Genomic DNA, 17587 nt, shown 5'->3' with positions numbered 1-17587 from the left:
TCGCAACTACTGCATCATATACTGGCTTGCACTGTGACGCACGGTTTAGGATTGAAGAACAATCGCGACATTACCAAAGGATATCACTTTCTCTTCATGCGCTTAGTTCTCTTGTTGCTGGCATTGTGCCTGCCCAGGCTGGTGATGGCTGAGGCGAATGTGCTGGTGATCCATTCGTATCATCAGGGGATGCGCTGGACCGATGCCCAGCAGGATGGTCTGAGTGCCGCATTGCGTTCAACGGATATCCAGCTCCAGGTGGATTACATGGACAGCATGCGGTATCAGTCGCCCTGGTATCTGGATCAGCTGGTCGATTTGTATCAGGCGAAACTGAGCAGCGAGAAATTCGATGCCATTGTGGTGACGGACGACAATGCGTTGTGGCTGGCAAACCAGTTGGCGGCAGATATAGGCGAGACCCCGGTCCTGATCTCCGGAATTAACAAATATAAGCCCGAGAAACACGCCAACCTGTCCCATGTGGCCGGTATCCTCGAAGCGAACGATGTGTCAGCCAATATTCGCCTGGCACAGAGCGTCCAGCCGGATGTCTCGCGCTTTTATTTCATTACCGATAACACCGCCACCGGACGTGAACTCTGGCAGGATGCTCAGGAATATCTGATTCAGCATCCGGATATCCCGTATACCTACCTCAACCCGCATACCTTCGGGGAACTGTTCGATACCGTCAGTCAGCTGCCGCCGGATTCAGCCATTGTTTTCCTTAGCTACTATGTGGATGGCCAGGGTATTTTCATGCCCAGCCGTGAGATCATGCATACCCTGACCCGAAGGGCAAACGCGCCGGTTTATGTCTCCTACCGTTTTCTGCTCGACAGTGATGCGCTGGGCGGTGTGGTCAGCCGCGGGTATGATCAGGGGCTGATGCTGGGTCAGCTGCTCAGGCAGGTGCTCAATGGAACAGTGGCAGATTTTCCGGCGTTTCTGAGCAGCCCGCATCAGGCGATGCTGAATTATCCGGCGCTGAAACGCTGGAAAGTGAAAGTGGATCCGGAAGCAGTGCTCCTGGTAAATCGTCCGCCCAGCTGGTTTGACCGGTATGCCGGACAGGTCAGGCTGATCACGGCGGTGCTGGCAGTGCTGCTGTCGGTGATCTTGTTGTTAATTGTCATTATTCGCCGCTTACGCCGCAGCGAGCGCAAGCTCAATCAGAGCCGGACCCTGTTTGAAGGCGTCTTTGATCAGAGTTTCCAGTATATCGCGATTCTGACCCATCGCGGCCAGCTGAAGTCGGCCAATCTCGCACTGCAGGATTTGCTCGGGCGTTCAGTGATTAAATATGACTGTCCCTTCTGGGAGTGGGGCTGCTGGGAGCGCTCCGGCACAGAGCAGTTAAAGCAGTCGTTTCTGTCGGCCAGCCACAGTCAGCTGGTTCGCTTTGAAACCGGAATTAACAGCAGTGAGGACGGGATCCGTATTCTGGATATCTCGATCAAGCCGCTGCCGCAAACCGAGAAGGAAGAAGGTCAGCTGCTGCTGGAAGCCCGGGATGTGACGGCCAGGCATCATATGGAAGAAAAACTGCGTGAACGGGAGATCAGCTACCGGCTGCTCTACGAACAGCAGCCGGTGATCCTGCTGGCTATCAATCAGCATGGACGGGTTCAGTCAGTGAACCAGTTTGCGACTGAGCTGCTGGGCTACAGTAAGCGCGAAATGCTGGGCCATAAAGTGACCGACTTCTATCTGGATGATGCCGAAATTCCGCAGCACTTTATTTCAACCCATCCAGGGAAGGAAGAGCAGAGTGTCTGGCGTCGCCAGCTGCGCTATACCTGTGCCAGCGGCAAGGCAGTATGGATTCGTGAGACGATCCGCTCTTCACTGTCTCAGCATCAGTTGCTGCTGGTGGGAGAGGACATTACCAGTACCCGTGAGCTGGAAGCCAAACTGGAATATCAGGCCAACCATGACTACCTGACCAGCCTGTTCAACCGCAGCTACTTTGAGCGTCTGCTTGAATCTTCTCTGGCCGAAGCCAGAGAGAAAAGTGCCCGTCATGCCATGCTGTATATCGATCTGGACCAGTTTAAGGTGATTAATGATACGGCAGGCCATGAAGCGGGGGATGAGGCATTAAAACAGGTGGCCTGGCTGCTGCGTGGGATCATGCCGCATAAAGCGTCGCTGGCCCGGCTGGGCGGGGATGAATTTGCCATTATCCTCAGTCATTGCGAGGTTGAGGGGGCGTTGCGGCTGGGGGCCGAAATTCTCCAGTTGCTGGAAGAGAGCGAGTTTTACTGGCAGAACACCCGTTTCAGCCTCAGTGCTTCGATTGGTATCCGCCTGATTGATAACACCGCGGGATCTACCCAGCAGGTGCATGCTCAGGCCGATACTGCCTGTTATGCCGCAAAAGACGAAGGGCGAAACCGTCTCCACCTTTACCGTCCGGATGATGAAGAGCTGCAGCGGCGGGAGCGGGAAATGGCTTATGTGAATCATATCCGGCGGGCGCTGGATGAGCGGCGCTTTGAGCTCTATGCGCAGACGATCGCGCCGCTGGCTCATCCGATGCCGGGCCATCACTATGAAATTCTGCTCCGGATGCGGAGCAGTGACGGGGCCATGATCCCGCCGGGTCTCTTTATGCCGGCGGCTGAACGTTACAATTTGGCCCATTTGATTGACCGCTATGTGGTCAGTGCCGCCCTCGACTGGCTGGAGGCTCATCCGGAAGCGGTGGCACCGCTTCAGTTGTGTTCCATCAATCTGTCGGGACAGTCGATGGGGAATCCGGACTTTGTGGACTTCCTGCTGACCAGGATCGGCCATTCAACGGTCCCGCCCAGCAAGTTGTGCCTGGAAATTACCGAAACGGCCGCAATCGGCAACATGAGTGAAGCCATCGAGCTGTTTACTCAGCTGAAATCACTGGGATGTCTGATCTCCCTGGATGATTTCGGTGCCGGGCTGTCTTCTTTTGGTTACCTCAAGCGTCTGCCGGTGGATTTAATCAAAATTGACGGCATGTTCGTGCGCGATATCGCCGATGACGAGGTGGACCTAGCCATGGTGACGGCCATCAATGATCTGGCCAAGAAAATGGGCAAGCAGACTGTGGCAGAATTTGTCGAAAACGAAGCGATTCTGGTTCGTCTGGAACAGCTGGGTGTGGACTATGGTCAGGGCTACCTCTTCGGCAAACCAATGCCGCTGCCGCAACTGGTACACCGTCTGAATCAGGCCACCGAGGCGATATTGTAAGCCTGCCGCGAGACATCACCGCTGTTCGCTGGGTGCATGAAAAAGTGAACCATTTGCCTGCCCCGGTTGCTATAATCCGTAGCCGATATTGAAATCTGCCTGTCCGGTCAGGCGACCTTTTGCGGAGACACCCGTGCGCATCACCTTACTTTGTGACCAATCCGAGCGTCAGTCTGAGCTGACGGAACTGGCTGCCCGCTGGGGGCTGGAGCATGATCCTGAGGCTCAGTTTACGCTGCACCTGACCGAAGAACGGCTGGAGCTGCTGAAACGGGATGAACCCAAGCTGGGTGCCGTTTATGTGGATCTTGCCGGCGGGGCAGCGGCCCACCGGCGCAAATTCGGGGGTGGACGAGGACAGGCTATTGCGAAGGCCGTCGGTCTGAAAAGTGGTGTGACCCCAACGGTACTGGATGCCACGGCCGGGCTGGGTCGCGATGCCTTTGTACTGGCCTCGCTGGGCTGCCGGGTTCAGATGATTGAGCGGCACCCTGTGGTGGCAGCACTGCTTGAGGACGGATTGCGTCGGGCTCAAGCTGATGCCGAAATTGGCGGCTGGGTCAGTGAACGGCTGAGTCTGCTGCATGCGACCAGTCAGGATGCACTGACTAATCTGATTGCGGATCCGGACTATATGGCGCCGGATGTGGTTTATCTGGATCCGATGTTTCCGCATAAGAAAAAGTCGGCGCTGGTGAAAAAAGAGATGCGGGTGTTTCAGAGTCTGGTCGGGGCTGATACGGATGCCGATCTGTTGCTGTCTCCGGCACTGGCGCTCGCGGCAAAACGGGTGGTCGTCAAGCGTCCGGATTATGCGCCCTGGCTGGATGAGCAGACACCTTCGACGGTGATCAGCACCAAGAAGAACCGCTTTGATGTCTATATAAAAGCGGCCATGAAGTAAAACCTTGTCAGACGAGATGGCGGCAGAGTGGAGAGAAGTCATGTCTAAGTCACTATGTAAATTCCGGCGCACGGAAATCAGTGCCAAAGCAGAGGCGATTGGTGAGCTGGTGAATCAGCCCCGCTATCTGTGTCGCAGTTGTGCCCGGGCTGCCAACGGGAAAGGGGCGCTGTGTAAGCCGATGCGTCTGCCTGAGTCATCCGTTCAGTCTCTGCCGGTTACACCAGCCCTGACGGCTCCTGCGGTTGGGGAGCCGCTGGAATCCGGTGCCGTACTGAATTTATCAGCTCAGTTGCTGATGTCCGTGAAAGCCCGAAAGCTGGATAAAAAATTACGAAAACTGGCCAAGAAAAAGCGTCAGTATGAAAAGAAAAGCGAGAAAAAGCGGAAGAAGGCTGATAAATATCAGAAGAAAGCTGAGCTGGCTCAGCGGCAGTTTGACAAGCTGATATACAAGGCCAGCGCCTGAAAATCGTATAGATTTGAAACGTGTGAATTTGAAAAAAGAAAAGCCTCCGCTCCGGAGGCTTTTGTATTGAGGGGGATTGATGAATCTCAGGATTCTTTAATCAGTACCGCTGTCAGCAGGCAGGTAATGACTGCAACAACAATGCCGGAAACAATTAACCAAGGGAGCATAACCGTATTTCCATCTGTGAGTGCTCAAAGAGGCCACATTGAATATTTTTTAATTCATTCCATCAATAGCAAATATATAAGCTGAAATGGCTATTAACAGATGGATACAAAAGCGGATGAAATTCTGAGATTGTTTTTCCGTATGGGACAAAAAAGCGCCAAAAATGGCGCTTTTTACATTTTGCAACAGATGTGTTTGAGCGGTTAAATTTTCGACGGCAGAGCCAGTGCCAGACCTTCCCGGGACAGGCGGTGGGCGGCGGCTTTGTCGTTCAGTTTCTCCAGCGTTTCTACCAGATAACTGTAATCGACCACGGTCGGGTGCAGCTCAATGGCTTTTTCCAGATGCGTCCGGGCTTCCGGGTATTTCCCTTCACGAAGATACAGCTGGCCCAGGGCACTGTGCGTCGTCGCATTGCCGCTGTCATAGCGGAGCAGATCCTGCAGTGTGACAATCGCGGGATGATAGTCTGTCAGCTTGAGAGTCGGCATCAGACTGATCAGTTGCGGCTCAATCTTCTTGCGCAGCGCTTCGCGAAGGACGGTATAGGCTTCACTGTCGGCATTCCGGGCACACATTTCCCGAACAAAGCAGGCAACCAGCACCGGGTTTTGTCTGGCTTTGCGGTTCAGGCTGTTCCAGTGACCCATCAGACCGTCGCTGCCACTGTGCTGGGCGATTTGTGCCATCAGGCCGCATTCCGCTTTTTCCTGCAGTTTGTCGGCCTGTTCATCGCTCAGCGTGCTGTATTTTTTCAACGGCTGAATGAGACCGAGTAAGGCCGGCCAGTCTTCCAGCTCGAGGTAACACTGCTTCAGCAGTTCCAGCAGCAAGGGGTTACGCGGATGGGCGCTTTTCATATCCTGCAGCGTCGCCACGGCTTCTTCATACTGATGCTGACGGCATTGCAGGCGGGCACGGGTGAGGGCGACAGCCAGGCTCTCGCTGTCCAGCTCAGAAGCCTGACGCAGGTATTCGTCGCGCTGGTGCAGTTGCCCCTGTCCCTGAGCGGCTTCGGCAGCGGCCAGGTAGTTCAGCAGCGGGGTGTCACTGTGACTGGCGGATTTGACCACCAGCTTTTCAGCCTGTTTCCAGTCTCCTTCCAGGACTTTGACCAGTCCGCTGGAAGTCAGCTGGCGGGCTTTCCGGCTTTGGCGGCCGGAGAACCAGCCCCGGGTAACGCTGCTCAGAGACAGCAGCCATTTAACCAGATTTTCCAGCAGGAAGAAGAGACCGAACAGCACAACGACCAGCAGGATTAACGTGGTCAGGCTCATTTCCAGGGTCTGATTGGCGGCAGAAATCAGGACATAGCCCTGATTGCCGGCCAGCATCGGGCCAAAAATCAAGCCGGCGATCAAGGCAACCACCAGCAGCAAAAGTTTAATCATGCCGGATTCTCCTCACCGTGGATTGGGGCGACCTGCTGGCGAATGCGCTTGCTGATGATATCTGACAGCTCAGACCGTGATTTCAGTGTCTTGGGGTAGCTGACCTGAATCTTCTGCTCTGCCAGCTCGTTCAGGGCCTGGATGAAACTCTGGGTTTTGGCATCGTCTGTTTTATAGAACTGGCTGGCCCAGTCTTTCGCCATGGTCAGTGAGGTCGTATAGAGCTCACCCTGTTCCCGGTAAACGGCTTTGATGGCGGTTTCGAGTTTGGATCTGATATTTTCCTGCAGGTAGAAATCCTGCTCCGGCGACAGCAGCGGTATCACGTTGCCATCCCGCTTGCGGTACGTGACGAAGTGCTCACTGAACTGTTTCAGTGAGGTCATCAGGTTGGTTTTCCAGTCCGAAATGGACTCACTGACGCTGTCAGTCTGGGGCTGATCCAGGGATTCCGGCACAATGGCGTTGGCCAGCGGCAGGCTCTCGATCTGATTTTGCAGGCTGGTCAGGCGAAGCACCAGACCGTCACGGTCAATCCGGGCGATGGATTTGAGCATGGTAATGTCATCACTCAGGGCTGTCCGCAGTTCGGTCAGGCTCGGATCATTGAGCTGTGCGATGCGGTTATCGGCAGACTCCAGCAATAAAGTGGCACTGGCAACGTCGTGCTCCAGCCAGAGTTTTCGGCCGGCCATCCGGGTCAGATAATCGGCCTCGGCCAGCAACCAGTCGTTCGGGCGGCGTCCCTGAACTTCAGTCAGTGCGCGCTGTAATCCCTGAATATCGTTTTCCTGCTGACCCAGTCTGGTCTCCGCTGTGTCCAGGCTGGTCTGCACGGCAGCTTTGACGGACTGCTCGCTTTGTGACAGGGCGTTTTTCATCTCGCTGAGCTGACCGGTCAGTGCGGCCAGTTGTGCCTGTTGGGCCAGATTCTGCTGGTGACCGTGGTAATAGAGTCCGCCGCCCAGCAAAATGACGAGGGCAATGGCGACCAGGCCGGTCTTACTGCCGGATTTGGCCGGGGCGCGTTGGGTCGGCTCTTGGGCTGGTCGACCTGACGCTTTGGGCTGGTTGTCGGCGTTTTTGGGGTTGTCCTTGGCGGTCGCTGCGGCATCAGACTGGTTGCCTGCCGTAGGGTGATCGTTATTGGTCTTCTTCTCAGTCATCCGTTTATCCCGTTGTGCCAGTTGTGCTTAGGGTAGTAAGCAATGCGTCATTACTGGCACTGCCTACCATGGTTATACAGCGAAAGCCGATGTCCTTGGCTTCCTTTGCTATACGCTCACTGGGAACCAGCAACCGGCACTGGCATAGCCATGGCCGGGCCTGTGCTGGCATCAACCGGTACAGAAAATCCAGTTGCTGGCCGCTGGTGACGACCAGGGTATCCACGTCCTGCTGTTGCCATTGGCGGAACAGTAAGTCTCCGTCCAGTGCCAGCCAGTGTCGCGCATAGGTTTCACAGTAAGATACCCTGGCCTGTCGTTCGACCAGCGTATCAAAAATCAGTTCACGGCCTCCGTTGCCTCGCAGAATCAGAACCCGGTGCCCGGCTGGCTGTGCGAGTTCAGGGAGTGCCAGCAAGCCCTCACTGTCTTCTCGCGGCGGCGCCGTGACAGCCTGACCGCAGGCTTGGGCCAGTACATCGGCCGTTTGCCGGCCGACAGCCAGATAATGGGGCTGCCGCGGCCAGCTAATGCCTTGTTCTGTCAGATAAGTATGAGCCATTTTGACTGCATGGCTACTGACAGCAATCAGACAGTCTCCTTCTTGCAACGTCCGGAGCTGATCACCCAGCCCGGGGAGTCCTGCACCGGGAGCAATGGTCAGCAGCGGCTGTACCAGAGATGCGATTCCCTGATGTGCCAGAGCTTGTGCCAGTGCGTCGCCTTGCGGGGCTGGGCGGGTGATCAGGACTGTCATTCGGCGTCGTCGTACAGTCGGGTCAGAATTTCCCGGGCGCCGCGTGACAGAAGTTCTTCTGCCAGCTGAGTTCCCAGACGCTCGGCATCGGCGATCGGGCCGCGGATTTCTCCTGCAACGATGTGGGTGCCGTCGGGTTCTCCCACCAGCGCCCGCAGCCAGATTTGATCGCCCTGTAGTTCGGCGTAGCTGCCGATCGGCACCTGACAGCCGCCTTCCAGACGGTTATTCATGGCGCGTTCACACAGGACCCGGGCTGTTGTGGATTCGTCGCTCAGGACGGCCAGCAGGTTCCGGATCCGGGTGTCGGCCAGACGGCATTCAATCCCGACTGCACCTTGTCCGACGGCAGGCAGGCTGACTTCCGGCTCCAGCGCACAGCGAATGCGGTCTTCCAGCTTCAGGCGTTTGAGCCCGGCACAGGCCAGAACGATGGCGTCGTATTCGCCTTCATCCAGTTTGCGCAGGCGGGTGGCGACGTTACCGCGCAGGGTTTTGATCTGCAGATCCGGGCGCCGGGCCAGAAGCTGGCACTGACGGCGCAGGCTGGAGGTGCCGACCACAGCGCCCTGAGGTAGTTCGTCTACGTGGGCGTACTGGTTGGAAACAAAGGCATCGCGCGGGTCTTCGCGCTCACAGATGGTGACCAGCCCCAGTCCTTCCGGGAATTCGACCGGAACGTCCTTCATGGAGTGGACGGCAATGTCGGCCCGGTCTTCCAGCATGGCTTGCTCCAGTTCTTTGACAAACAAGCCTTTGCCGCCCACTTTGGCCAGCGGGGTATCCAGAATGATGTCACCTTTGGTGACCATAGGCACCAGTTCAACGGTGATCCCTGGGTGGGCTTGTTCCAACGCCGCTTTGACATATTCTGCCTGCCAGAGGGCGAGCGGACTTTTGCGGGTGGCGATCCGGATAGGCTTCTCAGTCATACAATGGAGTCCATCTAATTGCTTTAAATACACTAATCGTACCACTCCGGCACGGGTAAGGTAATGTAGATGTTGTGACCAGTGCGGTGAAGCGCTTTTGTCTGGTTCTGTGATATCGCAACTGTGATATGCTTCACATTCCGGTGTGTGATCTGCATTCCAAACTCGGGGGCGCTGGCGATTTTTATTCATTGTACTATTTTGTGGTGATATTGAACGGACTTGCACAGCCAGCGCCTGACCATCATCTGAATCAACCTTACTGACTTTACGGATTGCCCAAAAACTGTTAGATTGATCACGTTTTTGCTCACAGATGGCTCACAGACTGCCCTATCGATGACAAGATTCGGGCCGCGCTGGATGCTGGTAGCTCTTGGAAGAGTAATTTGCAAAATTATATTCATACGTTAATTGGCAGGCTGGATACACATAACCAGCGTCGGGTCGAGCGTGCCCGGCTGGCCATGAATGCACAGTCGGAGCAGGTCTTCAGTCTGTTGCCTGTGCTATTGCATGTGAACCATCCCGCTTTGCCTGGCTTCCAGGATGCCGAGGTGCCGCAGGGCATTGCCTCTTTTGTTCCTTCTTCTCTTCAGATTTCCCTGATCCGTGAGCAATTCGGTTTCGATCTTTCGTCTTTTGGTGCTCAGGAAGCCGCAGACGGCGATATTCTGGGCCTGTATGCCATGGGCAGCACGGCGTCACTGGGGCAGAGTCTGACCAGCGATCTGGATATCTGGGTCTGCATTCGTACCCGGATGCCGGTGGAGGAGCGCGAAGCGCTGATCGCCAAATGCAAGGCGGTGTCCGACTGGGCGATGATTCAGGGGGTTGAGGCCAACTTTTTCCTGATCGATGATAACCGTTTCCGCGATAACTGTTCCGATGCCCTGAGCGGGGATAACTGCGGCTCCAGTCAGCATCTGCTGTTGCTGGACGAATTTTACCGTTCTGCCGTCCATCTCGCCGGACAGCGTTTCCTGTGGTACCTGGTCCCGCCGGAGATGGAAGAATGCTATGACGATTACGTCGACTACCTTGCCAGCAGCGGCTACATCAATCGTGACGAATGGATCGATTTTGGTGGCCTGACCCGCATTCCCGCGGAAGAGTATTTCGGTTCCAGCCTGTGGCATCTGTATAAGAGCATCGATTCGCCGTATAAGTCGGTGCTGAAGGCGATTCTGCTGGAGGCTTACTCCTGCGAATACCCGCACACGCAACTGCTGAGTGTTGACGGAAAACGCCGCTTCTTCTCGGAGCACTCCTCACACTATGCGATGGATGCTTATTATCTGATGCTGGAAAAGGTGACCCGCTATCTGGAGCGGATTCACGATCACCGCCGGCTGGATCTGGTCCGTCGCTGTTTTTATCTCAAAACGCACGAAAAGCTGACCCGTGAGCCCGGCGCGGGCTCCGTGGCCTGGCGTCGTGAAGTGCTGGCTGAACTGTCTTCTGAATGGCAATGGTCACAGGAAGTTCTGGCGGAACTGGATAATCGCCGGAACTGGAAAGTTGAGCTGGTGAAACGGGCGCACAACGAGCTGCTCGATGCCCTGATGCTCAGCTACCGGAACCTGATTTTGTTTGCCCGCCGCAACGACATTACCTCGTCAATCAGTCCGGAAGATATCAGTATTCTGGCCCGGAAACTGTATGCGGCTTTTGAGGTGCTGCCGGGTAAGGTGACTCTGCTCAATCCGCAGATTTCTCCGGATCTCCACGAAGGCGATCTGACCTTTATTCAGGTCCCGGCCGGGCGCACCAACACAGCAGGCTGGTATCTCTACAAGCAGCCGCTGGATCCGTTTGCCATTCTGGGCCAGCCATCGCTGGAGCATAACCGTTACCTGAGCAAACTGGTGTCCTGGGCTTATTTCAACGGACTGCTGACCGAGACGACAAATCTTCATGCTGTGGTCCGTGATTCGGCGATGGATATCGATAAGCTGTATCAGCTGGTGAGCGATATCCGAAACACCTTCTCGATTCGCCGTCCCAAGCCCAGCCTGAGCGCGTTGTCCAGTCCGTGTGAGATCCGTCAGTTGGGAATATTTATCAACCTGGAGCAGGATCCGACCGAGGAACTGAAAAGCCGGGCCGTGAAGTTTGACTTCAAAAATACCGATATTTTCAGCTTTGGTCCTGAGCAGGCCTGTCTGGTGGGCAGTGTCGATCTGGTGTACCGGAACTCCTGGAATGAAGTGCGGACGCTGAACTTCAAAGGCGAAAATGCCATGATGGATGCCCTGAAGACGATTCTCAGCAAAATGCACCAGGACGCGATCCCGCCGGAGTCGGTGGATGTGTTCTGTTACAGCAAGCATATGCGCGGGATGATCCGGAATCTGGTGTATCAGCTGGTGGCGGAATGCATTGAGATGCGTCTGATGCCGGTCGAGCAGCAGGAAAAACAGCGCCGCTTTAAAGCAATCCGTATCGGCAGTCAGACCCATGGTCTGTTCTTCGAGCGCCGCGGGGTATCCGTGCAGAAACTGGAAAACTCCGTCGATTTTTATCGCTGTATTTCCAGTAACAAGCTGATGGGTTCCGCCAGTGTGGTAATGGGGAAAATGGATGAACCTCATCCGCCGTCAATCGTGGATGCCTATGCCAGCGAAGGGCTGATCCAGTTTTTCTTTGAAGACTGTGAGAATGACGGATTCAATATCTACATTCTCGATGAAACCAACCGCATTGAAGTGTACCGCCAGTGCAGTGGCAACATGGATGAGATGGTGCACGGGGTAAACCGTTTTTATACCTCGGCGCATGACAGGTTCAGCTACAGCTCGAACTTCATCAACTTCAACCTGCCGCAGTTTTACCATATCGTGTACAGCGCTGAAGGTGAATGTCAGGTCCTGCCGTATAAAAGCGGGTATCAGGCTGAGCGCCGGATGGCGGCGGATAGTGAAAACGGCTTGTCGGAACCGGATTCCGGCAAGGGCGGTCATCTGAGTCTTTCCTGAACTCCTCTCTATCGATAATTCCGGCGCGTATGCACTGTCAGCTGACGCGCCGGAGACTGTTACCAGTCGACTTTCTCTTCTGCATGCAGTGAACATTCCCGCTTGATCAGCGAAATCAGTTCTTCATCACTGCGGGTGCAGTGCCAGATGCCGTCGTTATACTTGAAGTGGTAACCGCCTGATTTGGATGCAACCCAGATCTCATGGAGTGGTTCCTGGCGGTTGATGACGATCTGACTGCGGTTTTCAAACTCCAGAGTCAGTACATTGCCGGTCGTTTCATACTCGATATCTGCACCGGACTGGTCGATGCCTTCTTCGATATGCATCAGTACCTGATCAGCCAGTTTATGAAATTCAGTATCGTTCATCCTGTTAGTCCTATTGCTTTTCCTAGTGTGGGTGCGATTATAGAGGGCATTGCAATCATTATCACTGGCTTTGAAAATGCGTAAAGGTTTAATCACAACATTTATCCTGACCGTGCTGACGCTGGCAGGCTGTGGCCAGAGCGGCCCGCTGTATATGCCGGCCGATGACACCCAGAACAACGAACAAACCGAATAACCGCGGCCATAACAGGGAAGAGATCACATTGGATTATTTTAATTATCAGCAAGACGGTCAGCTATACGCCGAAGAGATTGCCCTCACTGATTTGGCTGAACGTTTTGGCACCCCGCTTTATGTCTACTCCCGTGCAACGCTGGAACGCCACTGGCGTGCCTTTGACAGTGCGGCGGCGGACCATCCGCATTTAGTCTGTTATGCCGTGAAGGCCAACTCCAACCTGGGTGTGCTGAATATTCTGGCGCGACTGGGCTCCGGCTTTGATATCGTTTCTGTGGGTGAACTGGAGCGGGTGATTGCCGCGGGCGGTGATGCGGCGAAAGTGGTGTTTTCCGGGGTCGGTAAAACGGCGGCGGAAATGCGCCGGGCGCTGGAACTGGACATTAAGTGTTTCAATGTAGAGTCCGAACCTGAGCTGGAGCGTCTGAACCAGGTCGCGGCGGAGATGGGCAAGATTGCGCCGGTCTCGCTGCGGATCAACCCGGATGTTGATGCGAAAACCCACCCGTATATTTCCACCGGTCTGCGTGACAACAAGTTCGGGATTGCCTTTGACCGGGCACCGGAAGTGTACCGTCTGGCACACAGTCTGCCGAATCTGAACGTGATTGGGATGGACTGCCATATCGGTTCGCAGCTGACGGAGATGGCGCCTTTCATTGATGCCACGGATCGCCTGCTGGCGCTGATCGATACCCTGAAAGCGGAAGGTATCGTGATCAAACACCTGGATGTTGGTGGTGGTCTGGGCGTGACCTACAGCAATGAGCAGCCGCCGCTGCCGTCAGACTACGCCAAAGCTTTGCTGGAGCGGCTGGAAAATCACATGGATCTGGAACTGATTTTTGAGCCGGGCCGCGCAATTGCTGCCAATGCCGGTGTGCTGGTCAGCCGGGTGGAATACCTCAAGCATACGGAACACAAGAATTTCGCGATTGTCGATGCGGCCATGAACGATCTGATCCGCCCGACCCTGTATCACGCCTGGCAGGAAATTGTGCCTGTGGTGCCGCGTGACGGCGAGCCGATGGAATATGACTTTGTGGGTCCGATTTGCGAAACCGGAGACTACATTGGTAAAGAACGGCTGCTGAAACTGGAACCGGGCGATCTGGTGGCCGTGCGTTCTGCCGGTGCCTATGGTTTTGTGATGTCTTCAAACTACAACACCCGTCCGCGGGTGGCGGAAATCATGGTGGATGGCGATCAGGCGCATGTGGTGCGTGAGCGCGAGACCCTGAGCCAGCTGTGGCAGTCTGAACACCTGTTGCCTTAACCCGGAACGAGAGAACGCCGATGCAGTTTCAATTTTCCAAGATGCATGGTCTGGGTAATGATTTCATGGTCGTTGACTGTGTTACCCAGAACATCTTCTTTTCACCGGACGCAATCCGGCGTCTGGCAGATCGGCATCGCGGGGTCGGTTTTGACCAGTTACTGGTCGTGGAACCGCCTTATGATCCCGAGACGGACTTCCACTATCGTATTTTCAATGCGGATGGCAGCGAAGTCTCGCAGTGTGGCAACGGTGCCCGTTGCTTTGCCCGCTTTGTGTCGATGAAAGGGCTGACCAACAAATACCGGATTTCGGTCAGTACCAAGTCCGGCAAAATGATGTTGCAGCTGGAAAACGACAATCAGGTGACGGTGAATATGGGATTGCCTGAGTTTACTCCGGAAAAGATCCCGTTTTCAGCCAAACAGGAAGAGAAAACCTATATCCTCCGGGCTGAAAATAATACGATCTTCTGCGGCGCAGTCAGTATGGGAAATCCGCACTGTGTGACCGTGGTCGATGACGTCGATACCGCTGAAGTCGAAACGCTGGGACCCTTGCTGGAAAGCCATGAACGTTTCCCGGAGCGGGTGAATGTCGGTTTCATGCAGGTGCTGTCGCGCTCCGCCATCCGGCTGCGGGTTTATGAGCGGGGTGCCGGGGAAACACAGGCCTGCGGCAGTGGTGCCTGTGCGGCAGTGGCGATTGGTCAGCGGCAGGGGCTGCTGGACAGCAACGTCACGGTCAGCCTGCCGGGCGGGGACCTGCACATTCGCTGGGCTGGTGATGACCAGCCGCTGTATATGACCGGACCGGTCGCCCATGTGTTTGATGGTCAGCTCACTCTCTGAACCAGAGTGACTGGCAAGTTGCCGGCGGCGGCTGAAGCCTCCGCCGAGCCTAACCAAACCAAGAGATATGACGGATATTAACCAACTGGATCAATCCCCGGTTGACGACGAGGCCGCACCGCTGAACCAAGAGGCGGTGGTGGCCTTTTTAGCATCAAACCCGGATTTTTTTCTGCACCAGCCCGAGTTGCTGGAGCAGTTGCGACTGCCTCACCCGGAGCGCGGTACGGTGTCGCTGGTGGAGCGGCAGATGGAACGTCTGCGCCATAAAGTCGCTGAGCTGGAAAAGCAGATCGATACCATGATGGTGGTGGCTGCCAGCAACAGTACTTTGTTTGCCTCATTTGCCCAGGCACAGCAGCGGCTGTTTCAGACCCACAATATTTATCAGGCTCTCAGTGTGCTGACTGAGCTGGCCGTTGAGCTGGATCTGAGCGTGAGCGTGCGGCTGTTCGACAGTCTGGATAATAAACTTTATCTGAGCCGGCAAGCCTTTGAGGGATTTCGCCGCGCCCGTTTTAACCCGCGGGGAGTTTATCTGGGCCGTTTGCGTAAAGCAGAGAGTGAGCTGTTGTTTCACCAGCCGCCTCAGTTGGGCTCCTTTGTGGTGCTGCCGTTGGGCGAGCCGGAGCGGCCGGATGGGATCCTGAGTTTTGCCAGCCGGGACGGCGGCCACTTTCAGCCGGACATGGATACCCTGTTTGTCGAACAGATGGCCGGGGTACTGGCGCGTTTAATCCGGCACTGGGAATACAGCCGGGAGGTGATTGAGTGAGTTTACCCGCCAGTCTGACCAAATCGCTGGAACGTTTTTACGAGTACCTGCGCAGTGAGCGCGAGTTGAGCCTGCACACCCAGCAGAACTACAAGCGTCAGCTGACGACTGTGGCCGAACAGTTGTGCGAGCTGGGCGTGTCAGACTGGAGGTCGGTGGATGCCGGCTGGGTTCGTCAGGTCGCCAGCAAAGGGATGCGTGACGGCCTCAAGGCCAGCAGTCTGGCCATGCGGCTGTCGGCTCTGCGCAGCTTTCTTGATTATCTGGTGCATCAGGGCGAGATCAAAGCTAATCCGGCCAAAGGGGTTTCGGCGCCGCGGAAATCCCGTCCGCTGCCAAAGAATCTGGATGTCGATGAAATGGATCAGTTGCTCAGCGTGGACGAAAACGACCCGCTGTCGGTACGCGACCGCGCGATCATGGAACTGATGTACGGGGCCGGACTGCGTTTGTCGGAACTGGTCGGGCTGAATGTCAAAGACATCAGCCTGAGCAAGGGCGATCTGCGGGTCATCGGTAAAGGGGACAAAGAGCGGATCGTGCCTTTCGCGGGCCAGGCCCGGGAATGGGTCGGGATCTGGCTGAAAGTCAGAGGCCAGTTAGCTGCACCCGGTGAACCGGCGTTGTTCGTTTCCAAACTGGGTCAGCGGATCTCAAACCGTAATGTTCAGAAGCGGATGGCAGAATGGGGCCAGAAACAGGCCGTATCGAGCCATATTAATCCGCACAAACTGCGCCACAGTTTTGCCACTCATATGCTGGAATCAAGCGGTGACCTGCGGGCGGTGCAGGAATTGCTCGGCCACGCGAATCTCAGCACCACACAGATCTACACCCATCTGGATTTCCAGCATCTGGCGAAGGTGTACGATCAGGCCCATCCCCGGGCCAAAAAACGTAAATAAGTCCAGGCAGGAAAGGAGCCGTTGTCATGCAGTTTTACCGTAGTTTTCGTTCGCCCAAGGCGATGACCTTCGATCTGGACGATACCCTGTACGACAACCATCCGGTGATCCTGCGGGCAGAACAGGCGATGCACGACTGGCTTGCGGCTTCGCATCCGGTCGCCCGCGATCTGACCCCGGCGGACTGGCATCGGCTCAAGTTCCGGCTGGCGAAGGAGAATCCGATGCTGCGTCATGACGTGACGGCCTGGCGACGGGAAATGCTGCGGACCGGACTGATGCAGCTGGGTTATTCTGCGCAGCAGGCAAGTGCCGCCAGTGAGGAAGGGCTCAGTGTGGTACTGACGGTGCGCAATCAGGTCGATGTGCCGGCGCTGACCCACACGGTGTTGGGTGAGCTGGCAACCCGGGTGCCGCTGCTGGCGATTACCAACGGCAACGTGGATGCTGATAAGATTGGTCTGGGTCAGTATTTTTCCCGGGTACTGGTAGCGGGCCGCGATGGTCTGTCGAAGCCGGAGCCGGATTTGTTTCTGCAGGCACAGGCTCTGCTGGGCGTGGCGCCGCAGGATATCCTCCATGTCGGCGACCATCTGGAGACCGATGTCGGCGGTGCCCGGCGTTGTGGTTTTCAGGCCTGCTGGCTGAACGATCAGCACCGGCAAATGCGTCAGGAAACAAAAGCCAAGTGGTTGCCGGACGTTGAAATTCACACGCTGGATCAGTTGCTGACGCTGGTCTGAATTTATTCCATCAGACGGCTGGGTTTGCGTGCCCGGCCGGTCAGATGATCGAGCGACAGCAGACCTGCTCCCCAGAACACATTCACCAGCAGCATCATGCCCCACAGCTGGTGGTCAAAGAATCCTTTCTCCCACAGCAGCGGATAAGAGACCACCGCAATCATATTGAAGATGAACAGCAGCAGTGCCATCGGGCGCGTCAGCAGACCCAGCGCCAGAAAAACGGGCACAATCAGCTCAGTTGCTGTGCCCAGATAGGCCGCGATGCGCCAGGGGATCAGCGGGACCTGATATTCGTATTCAAACAGATAGAGGGTACTGTCCCAACTCTGGAACTTCAGCATTCCGGCATTGAAAAACACCCAGGCGACCCACAACCGGGTCAGCAGGAGCAGTAACGGAGTAATGGGTGTCAGCGCCCGGCTGAACTGGGTATCGATGTCTTTAATCAGATAAAACATATCA

General features: G+C 55.7%; 16 protein-coding genes. 10 read left to right on the top strand and 6 right to left on the bottom strand.

Annotated elements, in window-relative coordinates; translation table 11 throughout:
- Positions 1 to 96 precede the first annotated feature (96 nt).
- From L4174_RS16065 to L4174_RS16055, 3 genes are all read left to right on the top strand, one after another.
- On the top strand, positions 97 to 3234 hold the full coding sequence (locus tag L4174_RS16065; RefSeq protein ID WP_248144631.1) for a bifunctional diguanylate cyclase/phosphodiesterase: 3138 nt from the start codon (positions 97 to 99) through the stop codon (positions 3232 to 3234).
- 133 nt (positions 3235 to 3367) lie between these two features.
- Positions 3368 to 4138 (top strand): class I SAM-dependent methyltransferase, encoded by a 771-nt coding sequence (locus tag L4174_RS16060; protein WP_248144632.1) that lies wholly within the window; start codon positions 3368 to 3370, stop codon positions 4136 to 4138.
- 40 nt (positions 4139 to 4178) lie between these two features.
- Positions 4179 to 4607, top strand: coding sequence for a hypothetical protein (locus L4174_RS16055; RefSeq protein ID WP_248144633.1), 429 nt, complete (start codon positions 4179 to 4181; stop codon positions 4605 to 4607).
- A 374-nt stretch (positions 4608 to 4981) separates the two neighbouring features.
- Here the strand turns inward: L4174_RS16055 and L4174_RS16050 are convergent, their stop codons facing one another.
- From L4174_RS16050 to hemC, 4 genes are read right to left on the bottom strand one after another with little or no spacing between them, the layout of a single operon-like run.
- Positions 4982 to 6169: a heme biosynthesis HemY N-terminal domain-containing protein gene (locus L4174_RS16050; RefSeq protein ID WP_248144634.1), complete on the bottom strand. Its 1188-nt coding sequence runs from the start codon at positions 6167 to 6169 to the stop codon at positions 4982 to 4984.
- On the bottom strand, positions 6166 to 7335 hold the full coding sequence (gene hemX, locus L4174_RS16045) for a uroporphyrinogen-III C-methyltransferase (RefSeq protein WP_248144635.1): 1170 nt from the start codon (positions 7333 to 7335) through the stop codon (positions 6166 to 6168). The genes L4174_RS16050 and hemX overlap by 4 nt, the downstream gene beginning before the upstream one ends.
- A 4-nt stretch (positions 7336 to 7339) precedes the next feature.
- Entirely contained in the window at positions 7340 to 8092 is a 753-nt protein-coding gene (locus tag L4174_RS16040) for a uroporphyrinogen-III synthase (RefSeq protein ID WP_248144636.1), read from the bottom strand.
- On the bottom strand, positions 8089 to 9024 hold the full coding sequence (hemC, locus tag L4174_RS16035; RefSeq protein ID WP_248144637.1) for a hydroxymethylbilane synthase: 936 nt from the start codon (positions 9022 to 9024) through the stop codon (positions 8089 to 8091). The genes L4174_RS16040 and hemC overlap by 4 nt, the downstream gene beginning before the upstream one ends.
- A 389-nt stretch (positions 9025 to 9413) precedes the next feature.
- Between hemC and L4174_RS16030 the strand changes: the two genes are divergently transcribed.
- Complete coding sequence (locus tag L4174_RS16030; RefSeq protein WP_248144638.1) at positions 9414 to 12002, top strand: class I adenylate cyclase; 2589 nt, start codon at positions 9414 to 9416, stop codon at positions 12000 to 12002.
- Between the two features lie 59 nt (positions 12003 to 12061).
- Here the strand turns inward: L4174_RS16030 and cyaY are convergent, their stop codons facing one another.
- Positions 12062 to 12373, bottom strand: a complete 312-nt coding sequence (gene cyaY, locus L4174_RS16025) for an iron donor protein CyaY (RefSeq protein ID WP_248144639.1) — start codon at positions 12371 to 12373, stop codon at positions 12062 to 12064.
- Positions 12374 to 12449: 76 nt separating this feature from the next.
- Here cyaY and L4174_RS16020 point away from each other — a divergent pair, with 76 nt between their 5' ends.
- From L4174_RS16020 to yigB, 6 genes are all read left to right on the top strand, one after another.
- Positions 12450 to 12569, top strand: a complete 120-nt coding sequence (locus L4174_RS16020; RefSeq protein ID WP_248144640.1) for a lipoprotein — start codon at positions 12450 to 12452, stop codon at positions 12567 to 12569.
- A gap of 28 nt (positions 12570 to 12597) precedes the next feature.
- On the top strand, positions 12598 to 13848 hold the full coding sequence (gene lysA / locus L4174_RS16015; protein ID WP_248144641.1) for a diaminopimelate decarboxylase: 1251 nt from the start codon (positions 12598 to 12600) through the stop codon (positions 13846 to 13848).
- Between the two features lie 20 nt (positions 13849 to 13868).
- On the top strand, positions 13869 to 14699 hold the full coding sequence (dapF, locus tag L4174_RS16010) for a diaminopimelate epimerase (RefSeq protein ID WP_248144642.1): 831 nt from the start codon (positions 13869 to 13871) through the stop codon (positions 14697 to 14699).
- 67 nt (positions 14700 to 14766) lie between these two features.
- Positions 14767 to 15474, top strand: a complete 708-nt coding sequence (locus L4174_RS16005; RefSeq protein ID WP_248144643.1) for a DUF484 family protein — start codon at positions 14767 to 14769, stop codon at positions 15472 to 15474.
- Positions 15471 to 16379, top strand: coding sequence for a tyrosine recombinase XerC (gene xerC, locus L4174_RS16000; protein WP_248144644.1), 909 nt, complete (start codon positions 15471 to 15473; stop codon positions 16377 to 16379). The genes L4174_RS16005 and xerC overlap by 4 nt, the downstream gene beginning before the upstream one ends.
- A 26-nt stretch (positions 16380 to 16405) precedes the next feature.
- Complete coding sequence (gene yigB / locus L4174_RS15995) at positions 16406 to 17122, top strand: 5-amino-6-(5-phospho-D-ribitylamino)uracil phosphatase YigB (protein WP_248144645.1); 717 nt, start codon at positions 16406 to 16408, stop codon at positions 17120 to 17122.
- Positions 17123 to 17124: 2 nt separating this feature from the next.
- Here the strand turns inward: yigB and L4174_RS15990 are convergent, their stop codons facing one another.
- Positions 17125 to 17583 (bottom strand): DoxX family protein, encoded by a 459-nt coding sequence (locus L4174_RS15990; protein ID WP_248144646.1) that lies wholly within the window; start codon positions 17581 to 17583, stop codon positions 17125 to 17127.
- Positions 17584 to 17587 lie beyond the last annotated feature (4 nt).

This window comes from Photobacterium sp. CCB-ST2H9 (assembly GCF_023151555.2).
GTDB lineage: Bacteria > Pseudomonadota > Gammaproteobacteria > Enterobacterales > Vibrionaceae > Photobacterium.
This window is presented reverse-complemented; position numbering and strand designations above follow the sequence as displayed.

Coding starts and splice junctions, on each gene's coding strand:
- L4174_RS16065 (WP_248144631.1), top strand. CDS start 97: ATGCGCTTAGTTCTCTTGTTGCTGGCATTGTGCCTGCCCAGGCTGGTG.
- L4174_RS16055 (WP_248144633.1), top strand. CDS start 4,179: ATGTCTAAGTCACTATGTAAATTCCGGCGCACGGAAATCAGTGCCAAA.
- L4174_RS16050 (WP_248144634.1), bottom strand. CDS start 6,169: ATGATTAAACTTTTGCTGCTGGTGGTTGCCTTGATCGCCGGCTTGATT.
- hemX (WP_248144635.1), bottom strand. CDS start 7,335: ATGACTGAGAAGAAGACCAATAACGATCACCCTACGGCAGGCAACCAG.
- L4174_RS16040 (WP_248144636.1), bottom strand. CDS start 8,092: ATGACAGTCCTGATCACCCGCCCAGCCCCGCAAGGCGACGCACTGGCA.
- hemC (WP_248144637.1), bottom strand. CDS start 9,024: ATGACTGAGAAGCCTATCCGGATCGCCACCCGCAAAAGTCCGCTCGCC.
- cyaY (WP_248144639.1), bottom strand. CDS start 12,373: ATGAACGATACTGAATTTCATAAACTGGCTGATCAGGTACTGATGCAT.
- L4174_RS16020 (WP_248144640.1), top strand. CDS start 12,450: ATGCGTAAAGGTTTAATCACAACATTTATCCTGACCGTGCTGACGCTG.
- dapF (WP_248144642.1), top strand. CDS start 13,869: ATGCAGTTTCAATTTTCCAAGATGCATGGTCTGGGTAATGATTTCATG.
- L4174_RS16005 (WP_248144643.1), top strand. CDS start 14,767: ATGACGGATATTAACCAACTGGATCAATCCCCGGTTGACGACGAGGCC.
- yigB (WP_248144645.1), top strand. CDS start 16,406: ATGCAGTTTTACCGTAGTTTTCGTTCGCCCAAGGCGATGACCTTCGAT.
- L4174_RS15990 (WP_248144646.1), bottom strand. CDS start 17,583: ATGTTTTATCTGATTAAAGACATCGATACCCAGTTCAGCCGGGCGCTG.